The organism is Nocardioides sp., assembly GCF_047602075.1.
Classification (GTDB): Bacteria; Actinomycetota; Actinomycetes; order Propionibacteriales; family Nocardioidaceae; genus Nocardioides.
In genome coordinates this window covers 1796272-1813678 of the sequence record NZ_JASGIF010000001.1, presented here as the reverse complement: position 1 = coordinate 1813678, position 17407 = coordinate 1796272, and the positions used below count along the sequence as shown (strand labels likewise).

Here is a 17407-nt window from a genome sequence, read left to right as displayed (position 1 = left end):
CCAGATGGCCGTGTCACCGACCGAGGGCACCGACCGCCTCCACGCGCACGATCTCTGTCTGCGATACGGCGACCGGGTGGTCGCCGAGCAGCTCTCGGTGTCCGTGCCCGATGGCTCGTTGACGATGGTGATCGGGCCGAACGCCTGCGGGAAGTCGACGTTGCTGCGCTCGCTTGCTCGTCTGCTGGTGCCCGAGACCGGCAGTGTGGTGCTCGACGGCGCCGACATCTCGACCTATCACACCAAGGAGGTCGCCCGTCGGCTCGGCCTGCTCCCGCAGACCTCGATCGCCCCCGACGGCATCACGGTGGCCGACCTGATCGCGCGCGGTCGCTTCCCGCACCAGGGCTTCCTGCGCCAGTGGTCGCGCGAGGACGACGTCGCGGTCGGCTGGGCGATGGAGCAGACCAACGTCACGGCGCTCGCGTCACGCTATGTCGACGAGCTCTCCGGCGGTCAGCGGCAGCGCGTGTGGCTCGCGATGGCGCTCGCCCAGGACACACCGCTACTGCTCCTCGACGAGCCCACCACCTACCTCGACATCGGCCACCAGATCGAGGTGCTCGACCTCTGCGCCGAGTTGCACGAGCGCGGTGGCCGCACGATCGTGGTGGTGATGCACGAGCTCAACCACGCTGCCCGCTATGCCAGCCACCTGATCGTGATGCGGGACGGCGCGATCCTCGCCCAGGGTCTGCCTCGTGACATCGTCACCGCCGAGCTGATCGAGCAGACCTTCGACCTGCCCTGCCGGATCATCGAGGACCCGGAGTCGCACACCCCGATCGTCATCCCCGCCGCCAGGGTGCCGCTGGTCTAGTGGTGCGGGGTTGGGTCCGAGCACCCTTCACTCGGCGCGCCAGGTCCAGCGGCCGCCGAGGAGGGTGGCGTGGACCGGCATCGTCGCGAGCTCCGCGGGGGTGCTGGTGAGCGGATCCCGGTCGACGACGACCAGGTCGGCGGGTGTGCCGACCACCGGTGCAGGCCCACCGCGGGTCGACCAGGTCAACGCCTGGATGATGCTGAGCTGCTGCTCGGGATGCCACGGTGGACGGTCGTCGGCACTGCGGTGCACGGCTGCGGCGATGGTGACCCACGGGTCGAGCGGCGAGACGGGTGCGTCCGAGCCCAGGGCGAGCGTGGCTCCGGCTCGAGCGAGGTCGGCGAAGGGGAACGCGCGACCGGTCCGACCCGCCCAGTGATGGTCGGCCACGTCCCGATCGTCGAGCACGTGGGCGGGCTGCACGCTCGCGGTCACGCCGAGTCGAGCGAAGCGGGCGAGGTCGGCGGCGTCGAGCAGCTGCGCATGCTCGATGCTTCCGGTTGCGCCGAGCCGCTCGAAGACGTCGAGCACCAGCGTGTTTGCCCGGTCGCCGATCGCGTGGATAGCTGCCGTGATGCCGCGGTCGCGGGCTCGGGCCATCAGCGTCTCCAGCTGCTCGGGTGCCACCTCCAACAGGCCGCATGCATGCGGTCCGGTGAGCCCTGGGTAGGGATCGTGGCAGTAGGCCGTGCGGGTGTTCAGGGAGCCGTCGGTCATCACCTTCAGCGGTCCCATCCGGACCAGACCGTCGGTGGCGGGAACCGGTTCGCCCGTGCGGAGACCTTGGCCGAGTGCCCAGCCGAGGTCCGGAGGATAGAACGCGCACTCCACCCGCAAGGAGGTCAGCCCACCGTGATGACGGCGAGTCCAGACCTCCAGGTTGCGGGCCCGCTCGAACTCCACGATGCCCACCACTCCCCGCGCTGCCGCCGCGGACGCGGCGGTGACAGCGCGAGCATCGCTGGCCTCCGGCGTCGTGGTCCATAGCTGTCCCACGGCCTGTTCGCTCTCCTTCTCGCGCAGGAGGCCTTCCGGGCGCGGCTCGACACCGAGTCGGCCGAAGGCGGCGCTGTTGAGCCACACGCAGTGCAGGTCGCCGCTCACCAGCGCCACGGGAGTCACGCCCGAGACCGCGTCGAGCGCGGTCAGGGTCGGTGCGTCTGGCCACAGGCCGTCCCGGAAGCCGTAGCCGACCAGTACGTCGTCCCCCGCGGGATGCTCCGCCACGCGTTCCGCGACTCGGGCGACCGCCTCTCCGGCCGACCGCGTGCCCGAGAGGTCGAGCTGCAGCTCCGCGGTCGCCCACTGGTCGAAGTGGACGTGCGCATCCCAGAGGCCGGCCAGCACGAACCGTCCGTCCAGGTCCACGGGGTCGCCCTGATCGGCAGCACTCGAATCGTGTGGACGTCGGGCGACCAGCCGGCCCGCCTCGATGACGAGGTCCTCCAACGCCCCGTCGGAGCCCACGACACGGGCTCGGCGCAGAACGGTCGGAGAGGGAAGATCGGCATCGGCAGTCACCGCCTCAGGATGTCGGTGCTCTGGGTCTCCCACATGTGGCAGAGCCACTGATTCGCGCCCGCACGCTTGGCCGATCCGACGAAGTTCCTCAGCGGTCAGGTCGGGCAGGATGGCTGGGTGTACGTCAACGACGACTACCGTCCCGAGGACCTCGCGGAGATCCACGCGCTGATCGAGCGATGGCCGTTCGCGGTGCTCATCGTCACCGAACCCGAGCTGGCGTTGGCCTTCGTGCCGATCGAGCTGCGTCGTGACGTGGGTCCGCTCGGCACTCTGGTCGGCCACGTCGCGGCAGTCGACCCGATCGCGGCGTCCCTGCGTGCGGGCGAACGGTTACGGATGGCCTTCCTCGGACCGGTCACCTACGTCAGCCCGACGCTGTACGCCGACCGCGGGCTGCCGACGTACAACTTCGGTGCTGTGGAGGTCGAGGGACGTGCCCGTCCGTTCGACGACGAGCAAGCGGTGCGCCGGCACCTGATGACGCTCGTCTCCATCCACGAGGCGCACACCCCCGAGCAGCAGGCCACCTGGCGCCCCGACGAGTGGGCGCGGAACCGGATCGGTGAGCTGCTCGACGAGCTACAGGCCTTCGAGCTGCCGATCGACTGGCTCGACGCCAAGGTCAAGATGGGGCAGAACCGCACCCCCGGCGACCGGCTCGGCACCATTGCGGGCCTCGAGGCGGCCGGCGGGGAGCACGCCTGCGAGGCGGCCCGGATGATGCGGGCGCGCTACGACGACAACGGCGACTTCCGACCGCGCGCCTGACCTGCGTCAGTGGAACTGGCCGGCCCCAGCAAGTAGGGCCGGCCAGTTCCGCGGTTGCGTCCGATCAGGATGCTTGCCAGATCAAGATGCGGTGGCGTCGGAGTCCAAGGTGATCTCGGCGGACTGCTCCTTGCCGTCGCGCTCCCAGGTCACCTTGACCTTGTCGCCGGGGCGGTAGGACCGGATCGTGGCGACCAGGGAGTCCGCGCTGGTGATCTGGTTGTCGCCGACCTTGGTGATCACGTCCCCGGCCTTGAGCCCGGCCTCGGCGGCGGCCGAGCCCTCGGTCACGCTGCCGACCTGAGCGCCCTCTTGGAGCAGCTGGGTGGAGCCACCGGTGACATCGGTGACGCTGACACCCATCTTCGCGTGGGTCGGGGTCGCGCCCTTGGCCATCTGGTCGATGATCGGCATCACCTCGTCGATCGGGATCGCGAAGCCGAGGCCGATGGAGCCGGACTCGCTCTCGCTGCTCCCGGTCGTCTTGATCGAGGAGTTGATGCCGACGACGTCGCCGTTCATGTCGACCAACGGGCCACCACTGTTGCCCGGGTTGATCGCCGCGTCGGTCTGGATCGCGGGATACGTCGTCGCGTTGCCCTGCTCGTCGGTGCCCACGTTGACCGGCCGGTTCAGCGCACTGACGATGCCGCTGGTCACCGTCGACTGCAGGCCGAACGGTGAGCCGATCGCCACCACCTGCTGACCGACGCGCAGTTGGGAGGACTGACCGATGGTCGCCGGACTGAGTCCGCTGACGCCCTCGGCCTTGATCACGGCGGTGTCGGTGAGCGGGTCGGTGCCGAGCACGCGCGCCGACGCGTGCGACCCGTCGTTGAAGAGCACCTCGATGGAGCCGCTGCTACCCGCCACTTCGACCACGTGGTTGTTGGTGAGGATCTCTCCGTCGGCGCTCAAGATGATGCCCGACCCGGAGCCCGATTCCTGTGCACCGGACACGTCGATCTTGACGACCGAGGGCAGCACAGCGGCGGCCACGTCCTCGACCGATCCGCTCGCGGGGGCCGAACCCTGGTGGACGGCCGGTTCTGCGCTCGTCGCACTCGCCGAACCCGAGTCGTGGGTGGAGGTCCACAGCGCCGCACCACCCACGCCGGCGCCGGCACCAGCCACGAGGGAGACGGCGACGACACCCGCTGCCAACGCACCGGCCCGCTTGCGACGGGGCTCCGGGGCGGCAGGGATCGGCTGGGTGTAGGTCGGTGGCATGCCACCGCCGTGCGGCGGTTGGCCAGCGCTGGGCTGATGCCGAGGAGGCTGGCCGCCGTAGGTTGGCTGGCCCGTCGACGGAGCCGGTGCGGGGGGCTGGGCGGGCCAGCCAGCCGGCGTGTTGATCGGCTGCGTGTGATCGGGGCTTTCGGGGGAGGGCACGGGGGGAGGGACACTCTCGTCAGGCATGGTCCCCATCCTCGCGACGGACGCTGTGAGGAGGCTGAGTCGGCGCTGGGTGCCCGCGAAATTCCACGCGGCCCTGGGAGGTGAACGGAAACCGGGAGCCGACCGACCGACCTGGTGGGCCGAGCACACCCCAGAAGGGTGAGGCAGTGACCTACACGGTCAACGACTCAGGCGCCCGGGTGGTCTTCGTCGGCAGCGAGCTGATGCCATGGTCGACTCGATCCGCGACAAGCTGCCGAACGTCGAGCACATCGTGGAGGTGAGCCCGGACCGAACAGAGGGCGACGAGTACGAAGCCCTGGTCGCCGGTGCCGAGCCGCTTGCTCGCCCAGACGAGACCGATCCGGACGACGTCTGCCTGGTGATGTACTCCTCCGGGACCACCGGCCGGCCCAAGGGGGTCATGCTGACCCACGCCAACATGGTCCAACACGCCGTGAACGCCAACGAGGGCTGGGAGTTCGAGCTGGGCGACAAGTCGATGGTGTCGATGCCGCTGCCACTGCTGCGGGCGGCGATCGAGGCCTGGCCGGACACCGACTTCATCCAGGTCTACGGACTCACCAAGGTCGCCGGCGTCGCCACCCACCTGATGCCCGAGGCCCACCACGAGGAGGAGCATCCCGAACGGCTGGTTCCGGACCGGCGACATGGGCAAGGTCGACGACGAAGGGTTCGTGTTCATCGAGGACCGGCTCAAGGACATGATCATCAGTGGCGGGGAGAACATCTACTCCCCGGAGATCGAGCGCGTCCTCGCCGAGCACCCGGCTGTGACGGAGGTCGCCATCATCGGAGTGCCCGACGACCAGCAGAGCCAGCTCGTCGAGGTCACCTGCGTCAGGGGTCCACGCCGAGTGCCGGTCAGGCCCAGCGCTCGACGGCCGGGGTGAACGGGATGGTCCGCTGGCCGGTGTAGATCTGCTTCGGCCGGGCGATCTTCTGCTCCTTGTCCTGCACCAGCTCGAGCCACTGGGCCAGCCACCCGGGCGCGCGGCCGATGGCGAATAGGACCGTGAACATCTCGGGTGGGAACTCGAGTGCCTCGTAGATCAGACCGGAGTAGAAGTCGACGTTGGGGTAGAGCTTGCGGGTCACGAAGTACTCGTCCTCGAGAGCGATGCGCTCCAGCTCCTGGGCGATCTTGAGCAGCGGGTTGACCCCGGTGACCTCGAAGACGTCCTCGGCCGCCTGCTTGATGATCTTCGCGCGGGGGTCGTAGTTCTTGTAGACCCGGTGGCCGAAGCCCATCAGCCGCTCGTTGCCGGCCTTGACCCCCTCGATGAACGCGGGGATGTTCTCCATCGACCCGATCCGGCGCAGCATTCGCAGCACCGCCTCGTTGGCACCACCGTGCAACGGGCCGTAGAGCGCAGCGATGCCGGCCGCGACGGCGGAGTAGGGGTCGACCTGGGAGGAGCCCACCGACCGCACCGCGTTGGTCGAGCAGTTCTGCTCGTGGTCGGCGTGCAGGATGAACAGCACGTCCAGCGCGTGCACCAACCGCGGATCCGCTTCGTACTTCTGCTCGCTCATCTTGAACAGCATCGCGAGGAAGTTGGCGGTGTAGGACAGCTCGTTGTCGGGGTAGACGTAGGGCTTGCCCTGTGCGTGCCGGAACGCCCACGCCCCGAGCGTGGGGAGTTTGGCGATCATCCGCACGATCTGGATGTCGCGGACCTGCGGATCGGTGATATTGCGGCTCTCGGGGTAGAACGTCGAGAGCGCACCCACGGATGCCATCAGCATCCCCATCGGGTGGGCGTCGTAGCGGAACCCCTGCATGAAGCCTTTGACGTTCTCGTGGACGAAGGTGTGGTAGGTGATCTGGTGCACCCACTCGTCGTACTCCTCACGAGTGGGCAGGTCACCGTGGATCAGGAGATAGGCCACCTCGAGGAACGACGACTTCTCGGCCAGTTGCTCGATCGGGTAGCCGCGATACTCCAAGATCCCGTGGTCGCCGTCGATGTAGGTGATCGACGACCGGCACGATGCGGTGTTGACGAAGCCGGGGTCGTACGCCGCCAGGCCGCCGTCCTCGTCGTTCAACCGGATCTGGGTCAGGTCGCTGGCCTTGATGGTGCCGTCGGTGATGGGAAGCTCGTACTCGCGCCCGGTGCGATTGTCACGCACAGTGAGCGAGGGGGTCCCGGAGGCCGTTTCGTCGGTCACGCCGGCTCCTTCGTCGCGTCGATGATGTCGAGGGGTGCATCACGGTGTGATCCCCCTAACGTAGTCGGCGTGGGAGCGAACGGGCCGGTCGGGTGTGAGGGATGAGCCGTCGATGCCAGGCGGCACGGGCGTCGTACGCCGCGGTTTTGACCCCGCTGTCGCCCCCCGCGTAGTCTTGACGGTCGCGACTCCTGCCGCGCCGTGTCGACGTGTGAGGGACGGTGCAGACCCGGACGCCAAGCCGGGCAGTGTTCGTCAGAAGTCGTAGCAGCATCACCCGGCCGGTGCATCCGCCTGACTGGGCAACCACGAACGAATGAGGCTCAACCGTGCGCACGTACAGCCCCAAGCCTGGCGACGTCCAGCGCGAGTGGTACGTCATCGACGCCACCGACGTCCGCCTCGGGCGACTGGCGGTCCAGGTCGCGAACCTGCTCCGCGGCAAGCACAAGGCGATCTTCGCCCCCCATGTCGACACCGGTGACTTCGTCATCGTCGTCAACGCCGACAAGGTCTCCCTGTCGGGCAACAAGCGGGCCACCAAGATGGCCTACCGCCACTCCGGCTACCCCGGTGGTCTCACCGCGACGCCGTACGGCGAGCTGCTCGACAAGGACTCCCGCAAGGCGATCGAGAAGGCTGTCTGGGGCATGCTCCCCAAGAACAAGCTCGGTCGTCAGATGCTGAAGAAGCTCAAGGTCTACGCCGGCTCCGAGCATCCTCACGCGGCCCAGCAGGCCAAGCCGTTCGAGATCACCCAGGTCTCCCAGTAACTCGCGCCAAGAAGGACTTTTTTCGTGACTGAGAACACCGACGAGACCTACGAGACGAACGAGCAGGGGGTCACCTACACCTCCGAGAGCTCGCCGTCCGCTGACGCTCCGCTCAAGCCCGCCACCATCGCCCCGGCGTCGGCCACCGGCCGCCGCAAGGAGGCCGTGGCCCGCGTGCGGATCATGCCCGGCACCGGTCAGTGGCGCCTCAACGGGCGCACCCTCGACTCCTACTTCCCCAACAAGCTGCACCAGCAGGTCGTCAACGAGCCGTTCGTGACGACCGGGCTGGAGGGCCGCTTCGACGTCGTGGCGCGCATCCACGGCGGTGGCATCACCGGCCAGGCGGGCGCGCTGCGCCTGGGCGTTGCCCGTGCGCTCAACGCGGTGGACGCCGACGCCAACCGCCCCGCGCTGAAGAAGGCCGGCCTGCTCACCCGGGACGCCCGGGTCATCGAGCGCAAGAAGGCCGGTCTGAAGAAGGCTCGTAAGGCTCCCCAGTACAGCAAGCGCTGATCGGGACACCCCGTGCCGGGCACCTGGCTGCGTTGTCGTCGGTCGACGGCCGCTCCGCTGCGCTCCGCACAAAGGCCGCCTTCTCTCCTCCGCCTTGCCATGCACTCCGGCGAGCCGGGCACCTGGCTGCGTTGTCGTCGGTCGACGGCCGCTCCGCTGCGCTCCGCACAAAGGCCGCCTTCTCTCCTCCGCCTTGCCATGCACTCCGGCGAGCCGGGCACCTGGCTGGACGGTTGCTGAATGGGGCGACTCTTCGGCACCGACGGAGTCCGGGGCCTGGCCAACGGTGATCTCACCGCTGAGCTGGCCACCGGGCTGTCGGTCGCTGCCGCTTATGTGCTGAGCGACCGCGGCGATTTCGCTGGCCACCGGCCGTTGGCCGTGGTCGGGCGGGACACCCGGGTCTCTGGACAGTTCCTCGAAGCCGCGGTCGTCGCCGGGCTGGCCTCGGCCGGTGTCGACGTCCTGCTCCTCGGCGTGTTGCCGACACCGGGCGTCGCCTACCTCACCGGCACCCTGGACGCCGATCTGGGTGTGGTGCTCTCGGCCTCGCACAACCCGATGCCCGACAACGGCATCAAGTTCCTCGCCCGAGGCGGACACAAGCTCGACGATGCCGCCGAGATCGCCATCGAGCAGCGCCTCAGCGAGACCTGGGCGCTCCCGACCGGCGCCGGCGTTGGCCGGGTCGACACCCACCCGACTGCGGTCGAGGAGTACGCCGCCCACCTGGTCCGCACCATCGAACACCCCCTCGCCAGCATCCGGGTCGTCATCGACTGCGCCGAGGGCGCCGCCTGGCAGGCCGGCCCGCTGGCACTGACCGGCGCCGGTGCGGATGTGACCGCCATCCATGCCCAGCCCGACGGCCTCAACATCAACGACCGCTGCGGCTCCACCCACCTCGAGGCGCTGCAGGCGGCCGTGGTCAAGGACGGCGCCGACGTCGGCTTCGCCTTCGATGGTGACGCCGACCGGTGTCTGGCCGTCGACCACGAAGGCAACGTCGTCGACGGTGACCAGATCATGGCAGTCCTCGCGCTCTCGATGCACGAGTCGGGTCGGCTCGCCTACGACACGGTGGTCACCACCGTGATGAGCAACCTGGGCTTCCTGCAGGCCATGCGCGCACACGGTGTCGAGGTGCACCGCACCAAGGTCGGCGACCGCTATGTGCTGGAGGCGATGAAGGCCGCCGGGTTCTCCCTCGGTGGCGAACAGTCCGGTCACGTCATCCTCAGCGACCACGCCACCACCGGCGACGGCATCTTGACCGCCCTGCAGGTGCTGGAGCGGATGGCCACCACCGGACGGTCCCTGCGCGACCTCGCCGCGGTGGTGACCCGGCTGCCGCAGGTGCTGGTCAACGTGCCCGACGTCGACAAGGTCCGCGCCGCGGCGGATCCCGTCCTCTCGGCCGCGGTCTTTGCCGAGGAGGCCGCGTTGGGCGAGTCGGGGCGGGTGCTGCTCCGCCCCTCCGGCACCGAGCAGCTGGTCCGAGTCATGGTCGAAGCACCCACACCGGGCCAGGCCCAGGCGGTGGCCGATCGCCTGGCCACCGTGGTGAAGGAGCAGCTCGGCCTCTGAGCGTTGGGGGGAGGCACCCGATAGGGTCAGTCGAACCCTGCTCACCGTTTCGGAAGGTCACCGTTGCGGGAGCCACGACCTCGGGAGCCACGGATGTCCTCACCCGCACTTCGCCGGATCGCCGCGCTCGGCACCGCCGTACTCCTCGGCGCGCTGCTGGTCCCGGCCAGACCGGCGACCGCACTCGAGCCCACGCCGGGTGCACCCGGGATCGGCGACCACTACTTCCCGAAGTACGGCAACGGGGGATACGACGTCTCCCACTACGACCTGTCGCTGCGCTACGGCATGAAGAGCGAGCGGCTGGTCGGCGATGCGACCCTGACCGCGACCGCGACCCAGGACCTCTCCCAGTTCAACCTCGACCTCCAGCTGCGCGCACTGCGGGTCTGGGTGGACGGCCACCGGGCCACCTTCACGCAGGGCAAGCGGGAGCTCGTGGTGGTGCCGGCGACGCCGGTCACCGACGGGCAGGAGTTCCGCGTCCGGGTGACCTACGACGGCGAGCCCGCGGCGGTGGCCACGCACGGACTGGGCGGCTGGTGGAAGACCTCCGACGGAGCGGTGGCGGCCGGCGAGCCAGAGGTCGCCACCTTGTGGTTCCCCAGCAACGATCACCCGGCCGACAAGGCGACCTACGACATCACCACCAACGTCGCCGCCGGCAAGCAGGTGATCAGCAACGGCGAGCTCGTCGACCGGTCGCGATCGGGCGAGCGGGTCAGCTGGCACTGGCGGGTGCGGCAGCCGATGGCCACCTATCTCGCGACCGTCGTGATCGGCGACTACCGGATCGAGAGGGGCCGCACGCCGGGTGGGGTGCGCTATCTCTACGGGATCAGCCGCCACATGAACCCGGCGCTGGAGCGGGCCGCCACCCGGAGTCTCTACCAAACGCCCAAGGTCGTGGACTTCTTCACCCAGCGGTTGGGCTTCTATCCCTTCGACTCAGCCGGTGGCACTCTGGTCAACGCCTCGTTCGGCTTCTCGTTGGAGAACCAGACCCGGCCGAACTACTCCAAGGTGTTCTTCCAGGGCGGCAAGGACATCGACGTGATCGCCCACGAGCTCGCCCACCAGTGGTGGGGAGACACGGTCAGCGTGCACCGGTGGCGAGACATCTTCATGAACGAGGGCTTCGCGACCTGGTCCTCGTGGTGGTATCAAGCGACCCGCCCGAGTGCCGACTTCACCCTCAACGACATCTTCGCCGAGACCTACGACAACCTGACGGACTGGGACGAGTTCTGGGAGGTGCCGATCTCAGACCCCGGTGCCTCGAAACTGTTCGACTTCGCCGTCTACTACCGAGGTGCCATGGCCGTTCAGGCGCTGCGCAACCGGATCGGCGCGAGCACGCACACCGAGCTGCTGCGTCAGTGGGCGGCCGCGCACCGGGACGGGAACGGATCGCTGGCCGACTTCGAGGCGCTCGCCGAGACCGTCTCCGGTCAGGATCTGGACACCTTCTTCGCGGAGTGGCTGGACCAGCCGGACCGGCCGTTGCCCAGCGCCGAGCTCGGCTTCCCGGACTCGATGCTGCACGGCCGGGCTCCGCATCCGGTCCCCGACCATCTGATCCCCTCACGTTCACTGCGCCACGCGCAGCGGACGTCGTCCTGATCGGTCGCCCGCGCGACCGGTGGGTATGACGTCCGCCGGGTCGCCTTCCGTCGCCGGCGCTCCACTAGGGTGACCCCATGTCGACGAAGGACTCCGCCGACGGGTGGAAGGCGGTGTTCAAGGCCTACGACGTCCGCGGAGTGGTGCCTGAGGAGTGGGACGAGGACCTGGCTCATCGGATCGGCAACGCGTTCGTCTCGGTGACCGGCTCGCCCGCGCTGGTGGTCGGCTGGGACATGCGACCCAGCTCGCCCGGCTTGGCGGCAGCGTTCGCCGACGGTGCCGCCGTGGCGGGCGCCGACGTCACCATGCTCGGCCTGGTCTCGACCGACGAGCTCTACTTTGCCTCCGGCCGGCTGGACCGGGCCGGGGCGATGTTCACCGCGAGTCACAACCCGGCGCAGTACAACGGGATCAAGATGTGCCGCTCCGGCGCGCGCCCCATCGGCGCCGACACCGGGCTGCTCGCCATCCGTGACGCCGTGGCCGCGGGGGAGACCCGCACGGCCGAGACCAAGGGCGCCATCGACGAGCGAGACGTGCTCGTCGACTATGCCGAGCACCTCCGCACCCTTGCTCCGGTCGGCGGTCGTCCGCTGACCGTCGTGGTCGACGCGGGCAACGGGATGGCCGGACTGACCGCACCCGCCGTCCTCGACCCGCTGCACGAACGGCTCCGGATGATCCCGCTCTACTTCGAGCTCGACGGCACCTTCCCGCATCACGAGGCCAACCCGATCGACCCGGCGAACCTCCGCGATCTGCAAGCCGCGGTCGTCTCCGAGCAGGCCGACCTGGGTCTCGCCTTCGACGGCGACGCCGACCGCTGCTTCGTGGTCGACGAGCGAGGTGAAGCGGTGTCGCCCTCGACGCTGACCGCGCTGATCGCCGCGCGGACTCTGGCTCGTGAGCCGGGCGCGACGATCATCCACAACCTGATCACCAGCCGCGCGGTGCCCGAGATGGTGCGAGAGCTGGGCGGCACCGCTGTCCGCACCCGGGTCGGCCACTCCTTCATCAAGGCGACCATGGCCGACACCGACGCCGCCTTCGGTGGCGAGCACAGTGGGCACTACTACTTCCGGGACTTCTGGCGAGCCGACTCCGGCATGCTCGCGGCGCTGCACGCCCTGGCGGCCGTGGCCGAGACGACCCGGCCACCGTCTGCGCTCTTCGCCGACTACGAGCGATACGCCGTCAGCGGCGAGATCAACTCAACGGTCACCGAGGTCCGCGCCGTGCTCGCGCGGGTCGAGGCGGCGTACGCCGATCGAGACGATGTCGAGATCGACCATCTCGACGGGCTGACCGTCGAGCATCCCAGTTGGTCCTTCAACCTGCGCCCGTCGAACACCGAGCCGCTGCTCCGCCTCAACGCCGAGGGGCGCGACACTGACACGATGACGGCGGTGCGTGACGAGGTGCTGGACCTGGTCAGGAGTCCCGAGTGAGGAGCGCGTGATGAACCTGGATCCCCGGCTGCGCGAGATCATCGTGTGCCCCGACTGCCGCGGTGACCTCGAGGAGGTGGGCGAGGAGTTGGTCTGCCAAGAGTGTGGCCTCGCCTACCCGGTGCGCGACGACATCCCGGTCCTGCTGGTCGACGAAGCCCGTCGCCCGTCGTGACGAGCTGGTTCGACGAGGCGCGCCTCGACGACCCGCGTGCGCTCGAGGCCGCGGATCCGATGCTGCGGAGGCTCGCGGAGTCGGGAGCCCGGGTGCGTCGAGAGGCACACGATGCCGCGGCAGCGACGTTGACCGCCGTCGAGCGCAGCGGTGAGCTGGTCCGCCCCCGCGCAGTCGTGGCGGCCGGACCCGACTCCCGGCTGCTGCGCGCTGTTCTGGAACCCTGGTGTCCAGTGCCGTTCGTCGCCTGGCCCGACGCAGGGCTGCCCGGCTGGGCAGGCAGCATGGATCTGGTGCTCGTCCTCGCGCCAGGCGGCAGCGACACCGGCAGCGCCTCCGCGGCCGCCGAGGCCGTCCGCCGCGGCTGCCAGGTCGTGGTGGCCTGCCCGGCGGGCTCGCTGGTCGCCGAGCATGCCGAGGGCCGATGGACCACCGAGCTGCCCACGGTGACGGGGGACCAGCTCGCCACGGCAGTGGTCATGCTCGACTACCTCGACCGAGTCGGCCTCGGTCCCCGAGCCGACGCGGAGAGCGTCGCGGTGGCCTTGGACGACGTGGCGGTCGGCTGCTCCCCACACCGCGACCTGGCCGTCAACCCGGCCAAGATGCTCGCGATCGCGCTGGCCGACACCACGCCGGTGGTGTGGGGTGGCTCGGTCCTCGCCGCTCGAGCCGCCCGCCGTGTTGCCGAGTCGATCCGCCGGGCGATCGGCCGCTCGGCGTTGGCCGGTGACGCCGAGCACCTGCTGCCGGTCCTCGCTGCCGCCCCTCGGCGCGATGTCTTCGACGATCCCTTCGCCGACGGCGCGGCGGCCCCGCGGACGATGCTGCTCGTCCTCGACGACGGCGCCGAGGACGCGGTCGTTCGAGAGTCCCGCGGCCGCCTGCTGGCCACTGCCGCCGACCGCGGCGTCCGGGTCGAGACCGTCACCGCCGTAGGCGAGACCGAGGTCGCCCGCTACGCCTCCCTGCACCTCACCGGCTCCTACGCCGCCGCCTACCTCCAACTGGGGCTGGTCGAGGACTGACTGCCGCGGTCTTCCTGCGTCTGCCGCGGTCTTGTCGTGGCAAAGTGCCTCGTATACCGGGCCCCAACCCACCACAGCACCGCGGCAGATGGGTCAGGACCACCACAGCACCGCGGGAGTTGGGTCAGGGCCACCACAGCACCGCGGCAGACGGGCGGCACGGACGGCTTCTCAGTAGGCTTCTCCAATGGCGAGCGACTGCGCGACCAGAGACCGGGCGACGAGAGCGCGGGCGACCTCGTGAGCGCCGGGCTGTTCGGGCTGCTCGACGACGTCGCGGTGCTGGCCAAGATGGCGGCGGCGTCGATCGATGATGTCGGTGCGGCTGCCGGACGGGCCAGCGCCAAGGCCGCGGGTGTGGTCGTCGACGACACAGCGGTCACGCCGCAGTACGTCCATGGGGTGGCCGCGCGGCGCGAGATTCCCATCATCAAACAGATCGCCAAAGGCTCGCTGCGCAACAAGCTGCTCTTCATCCTCCCCGCGGCACTGGTGCTCAGCCAGTTCCTGCCCTGGGCGCTGACACCGATCCTGATGGCCGGCGGCACCTACTTGTCCTTCGAGGGCGTCGAGAAGATCTGGGAGCGGATCGCTGGTAGCCACCACGAGGAGGAGTCCGCGAACAGCGGACAGATGTCCGAGGAGCAGGAGCGCGCCCTGATCGCGGGGGCCATTCGCACTGACTTCATCCTCTCTGCGGAGATCATGGTCATCTCGCTCAACGAGGTCGCCGACGAGGGCTTCTGGGCCCGTCTCGCGATCCTCGCCTTCGTCGCCGTGGTGATCACCATCGCGGTGTACGGCGTGGTCGGGCTGATCGTGAAGATGGATGACCTCGGCCTGGCGTTGGCCCAACGCAAGTCGGCCTTCTCCCAGCGATTCGGTCGGTTCCTGGTGGACGCGATGCCGGCGCTGCTGTCGATCATCTCCGTGGTCGGAGTGGCGGCGATGCTCTGGGTCGGTGGTCACATCATCTTGAACGGCGTCGACGAGCTCGGCTGGCACTGGCCCCACGACGTGATCCACCACCTCGAGGAGGCCGTGCATCACGCCGTACCCGGTGTCGGCGCGGCGCTGGCATGGTTGGTGAACACCGTCGCTTCGGCGATCGTCGGTCTGCTGGTCGGCGCCGTGGTCGTGGCCGTGATGCACCTGCTCCCCTCCCGGCGCCAGCACGCCGGCCACTGAGCCCGCAGCCACAGCCACGGCCGCGGATCGGCCGTGCCGCGAGGATTCTTCCCCGGCGGCACCCCGGGATTAGCCTGGATCGTCGCGGCAGCCATCGAGCCGCGGAAGCATGGAGGAACCTCGTGGACGTCAAGGTCGCCGACCTCGACCAGGCCGGCTTCGGTCGTGCGGAGATCACCCTGGCCGAGCACGAGATGCCCGGCCTGATGACCATGCGGGAGCGGTACGCCGCGAGCAAGCCGCTGGCCGGGGCCAGGATTGCCGGGTCGCTGCACATGACGGTGCAGACCGCCGTCCTGATCGAGACCCTGGTCGCGCTCGGCGCGGAGGTCCGCTGGGCGTCCTGCAACATCTTCTCCACCCAGGACCACGCCGCCGCAGCGGTCGCCGTCGGCCCGACCGGCACCCCCGACGCTCCCGCCGGTGTGCCCGTCTTCGCCTGGAAGGGCGAGACCCTGGAGGAGTACTGGTGGTGCACCCAGCAGATCCTGGACTGGGGGACGGACGAGGACGGCGCGGAGCGTCGCCCGAACATGATTCTCGACGATGGTGGCGACGCCACCCTCCTGGTCCACCTCGGCGTCGAGGCCGAGAAGGCCGGCGTCGCCCCCGACCCGGCCAGTGCGGCCAGCCACGAGCAGCAGATCATCTTCGGGGTGATCGCCGACTCGCTCGCCCAGTCGAGTGATCGCTGGACCAAGATCGCCAACGAGATCAAGGGCGTCACCGAGGAGACCACCACCGGCGTGCATCGGCTCTACGAGCGCGCCAAGGACGGCAGCCTGCTGTTCCCGGCGATCAACGTCAACGACTCGGTGACCAAGTCGAAGTTCGACAACAAGTACGGCTGCCGACACTCGCTGATCGACGGCATCAATCGCGCCACCGACGTGCTGATCGGCGGCAAGGTCGCCGTGGTCTGTGGCTACGGCGACGTCGGGAAGGGCTGCGCGGAGTCGCTGCGTGGTCAGGGTGCCCGCGTTGTGGTCACCGAGATCGACCCGATCTGCGCGCTGCAGGCGGCGATGGACGGCTACCAGGTCGCCACCCTCGAGGACGTGCTGCCGATCGCCGACATCGTGATCACCTCGACCGGCAACCGCGACGTGGTCACTGCCGAACAGATGAGCCGAATGAAGCACCAGGCGATCGTCGGCAACATCGGCCACTTCGACAACGAGATCGACATGGCCGGGTTGGAGACCTGGCCGGGCATCGTGCGCACCACCATCAAGCCTCAGGTCGACTTGTGGACCTTCCCGGAGACGGGCCGGGCCGTGCTGGTGCTGTCGGAGGGCCGGCTGCTCAACCTCGGCAACGCGACCGGACACCCGTCGTTCGTGATGTCGAACTCGTTCACCAACCAGGTGCTCGCCCAGCTCGAGCTGTTCACCAAGACCGAGGACTACCCGGTCGGGGTCTACGTGCTGCCCAAGCACCTGGACGAAGAGGTCGCGCGCCTCCACCTCGACTCGCTCGGCGCCCGGCTGACCGAGTTGAGCCCCGAGCAGGCGTCCTACCTCGGCATCCCCGTGACTGGCCCGTTCAAGCCGGACAGCTACCGTTACTGATCTACGATGACGTGACCAAGCACCCGCTGCCGAGCAGCACCGTTACTGAGCAAGTGCCGTCCGGGCTGGCACACTGGAGGCCATGAGTCAGCCGGTCGAGAGCGTCAGCAAGGGGCGTGTGCTCGTCGTCGACGACGACGCCTCGCTTGCCGAGATGCTCACCATCGTGTTGCGCCAGGAGGGTTTCGACTCGCTGGTCTGTGATCGTGGTGACAGGGCGATGGCCGCCTTCCACGAGTATCGCCCCGACCTGGTCCTGCTGGACCTGATGCTGCCCGGTCTCGACGGCATCGACGTGTGCAAGGAGATCCGCAGCGAGTCGGGCGTCCCGATCGTGATGTTGACCGCGAAGAGCGACACCATCGACGTCGTCCTCGGACTGGAGTCGGGTGCCGACGACTACATCGTCAAGCCGTTCAAGCCCAAGGAGCTGGTGGCCCGGGTGCGTGCCCGGGTGCGGCGGCTCGACCCGCCCGGCAACGACACGCTCTCGATCGGTGACGTCCAGATCGATGTCGCCGGGCACTCCGTCACCCGGGGCGGCCGGGCGGTCAACCTGACCCCGTTGGAGTTCGACCTGCTGGTGTGCCTGGCCCGCAAGCCCTGGCAGGTGTTCACCCGCGAGATCCTCCTCGAGCAGGTCTGGGGCTACCGCCACCAGGCCGACACCCGGTTGGTGAACGTCCACGTCCAGCGGCTCCGGTCGAAGATCGAGCACGATCCGGAGAGCCCCGAGGTGGTCATCACCGTCCGCGGCGTGGGCTACAAAGCCGGCACCTCCTGACC

General features: G+C 69.1%; 16 protein-coding genes and 1 pseudogene. 14 read left to right on the top strand and 3 right to left on the bottom strand.

Annotated elements, in window-relative coordinates; translation table 11 throughout:
* Positions 1 to 4: 4 nt before the first annotated feature.
* Positions 5 to 820, top strand: coding sequence for an ABC transporter ATP-binding protein (locus QM714_RS09145; RefSeq protein WP_415099687.1), 816 nt, complete (start codon positions 5 to 7; stop codon positions 818 to 820).
* Positions 821 to 847: 27 nt separating this feature from the next.
* Here the strand turns inward: QM714_RS09145 and QM714_RS09140 are convergent, their stop codons facing one another.
* Positions 848 to 2344, bottom strand: a complete 1497-nt coding sequence (locus QM714_RS09140) for an amidohydrolase (protein WP_415099685.1) — start codon at positions 2342 to 2344, stop codon at positions 848 to 850.
* 66 nt (positions 2345 to 2410) lie between these two features.
* On the opposite strand from QM714_RS09140, the gene QM714_RS09135 reads away from it, so the two are divergent.
* Positions 2411 to 3115, top strand: a complete 705-nt coding sequence (locus QM714_RS09135; RefSeq protein WP_415099683.1) for an FMN-binding negative transcriptional regulator — start codon at positions 2411 to 2413, stop codon at positions 3113 to 3115.
* Positions 3116 to 3196: 81 nt separating this feature from the next.
* Here the strand turns inward: QM714_RS09135 and QM714_RS09130 are convergent, their stop codons facing one another.
* A complete protein-coding gene (locus QM714_RS09130) occupies positions 3197 to 4345 on the bottom strand; it encodes a S1C family serine protease (RefSeq protein ID WP_415099681.1) in 1149 nt (382 codons plus the stop codon).
* Positions 4346 to 4742: 397 nt separating this feature from the next.
* Between QM714_RS09130 and QM714_RS09125 the strand changes: the two are divergent.
* Together QM714_RS09125 and QM714_RS09120 are read left to right on the top strand one after the other, a co-directional pair.
* Positions 4743 to 5021, top strand: a pseudogene (locus QM714_RS09125) (AMP-binding protein); the annotation flags it as partial.
* 163 nt (positions 5022 to 5184) lie between these two features.
* Entirely contained in the window at positions 5185 to 5427 is a 243-nt protein-coding gene (locus QM714_RS09120; protein WP_415101036.1) for an AMP-binding enzyme, read from the top strand.
* Here the strand turns inward: QM714_RS09120 and QM714_RS09115 are convergent.
* The gene (locus tag QM714_RS09115) at positions 5399 to 6709 is read right to left on the bottom strand and encodes a citrate synthase (RefSeq protein ID WP_415099679.1); all 1311 of its coding nucleotides are present in this window, start codon (positions 6707 to 6709) and stop codon (positions 5399 to 5401) included. The genes QM714_RS09120 and QM714_RS09115 overlap by 29 nt on opposite strands.
* Positions 6710 to 7038: 329 nt before the next feature.
* On the opposite strand from QM714_RS09115, the gene rplM reads away from it, so the two are divergent.
* From rplM to mtrA, 10 genes are all read left to right on the top strand, one after another.
* Positions 7039 to 7482 carry a 50S ribosomal protein L13 gene (gene rplM, locus QM714_RS09110; RefSeq protein ID WP_415099677.1) on the top strand — a complete coding sequence of 148 codons (444 nt, stop codon included), beginning with the start codon at positions 7039 to 7041 and terminating at the stop codon, positions 7480 to 7482.
* Positions 7483 to 7506: 24 nt separating this feature from the next.
* The gene (gene rpsI, locus QM714_RS09105) at positions 7507 to 7998 is read left to right on the top strand and encodes a 30S ribosomal protein S9 (protein WP_415099675.1); all 492 of its coding nucleotides are present in this window, start codon (positions 7507 to 7509) and stop codon (positions 7996 to 7998) included.
* A 240-nt stretch (positions 7999 to 8238) separates the two neighbouring features.
* Positions 8239 to 9585 (top strand): phosphoglucosamine mutase, encoded by a 1347-nt coding sequence (gene glmM, locus QM714_RS09100; RefSeq protein ID WP_415099673.1) that lies wholly within the window; start codon positions 8239 to 8241, stop codon positions 9583 to 9585.
* A gap of 93 nt (positions 9586 to 9678) precedes the next feature.
* A complete protein-coding gene (locus QM714_RS09095) occupies positions 9679 to 11208 on the top strand; it encodes a M1 family metallopeptidase (protein WP_415099671.1) in 1530 nt (509 codons plus the stop codon).
* 77 nt (positions 11209 to 11285) lie between these two features.
* Positions 11286 to 12659: a phosphomannomutase/phosphoglucomutase gene (locus QM714_RS09090; RefSeq protein ID WP_415099669.1), complete on the top strand. Its 1374-nt coding sequence runs from the start codon at positions 11286 to 11288 to the stop codon at positions 12657 to 12659.
* Between the two features lie 16 nt (positions 12660 to 12675).
* Positions 12676 to 12834 carry a Trm112 family protein gene (locus tag QM714_RS09085; RefSeq protein ID WP_415101034.1) on the top strand — a complete coding sequence of 53 codons (159 nt, stop codon included), beginning with the start codon at positions 12676 to 12678 and terminating at the stop codon, positions 12832 to 12834.
* Complete coding sequence (locus QM714_RS09080) at positions 12831 to 13862, top strand: SIS domain-containing protein (protein ID WP_415099667.1); 1032 nt, start codon at positions 12831 to 12833, stop codon at positions 13860 to 13862. The genes QM714_RS09085 and QM714_RS09080 overlap by 4 nt, the downstream gene beginning before the upstream one ends.
* Before the next feature lie 240 nt (positions 13863 to 14102).
* A complete protein-coding gene (locus QM714_RS09075) occupies positions 14103 to 15050 on the top strand; it encodes a DUF808 domain-containing protein (protein WP_415099665.1) in 948 nt (315 codons plus the stop codon).
* A 122-nt stretch (positions 15051 to 15172) separates the two neighbouring features.
* The gene (ahcY, locus tag QM714_RS09070; RefSeq protein WP_415099663.1) at positions 15173 to 16621 is read left to right on the top strand and encodes an adenosylhomocysteinase; all 1449 of its coding nucleotides are present in this window, start codon (positions 15173 to 15175) and stop codon (positions 16619 to 16621) included.
* Between the two features lie 82 nt (positions 16622 to 16703).
* Positions 16704 to 17405: an MtrAB system response regulator MtrA gene (gene mtrA, locus QM714_RS09065; protein WP_415099660.1), complete on the top strand. Its 702-nt coding sequence runs from the start codon at positions 16704 to 16706 to the stop codon at positions 17403 to 17405.
* Positions 17406 to 17407: the final 2 nt, after the last annotated feature.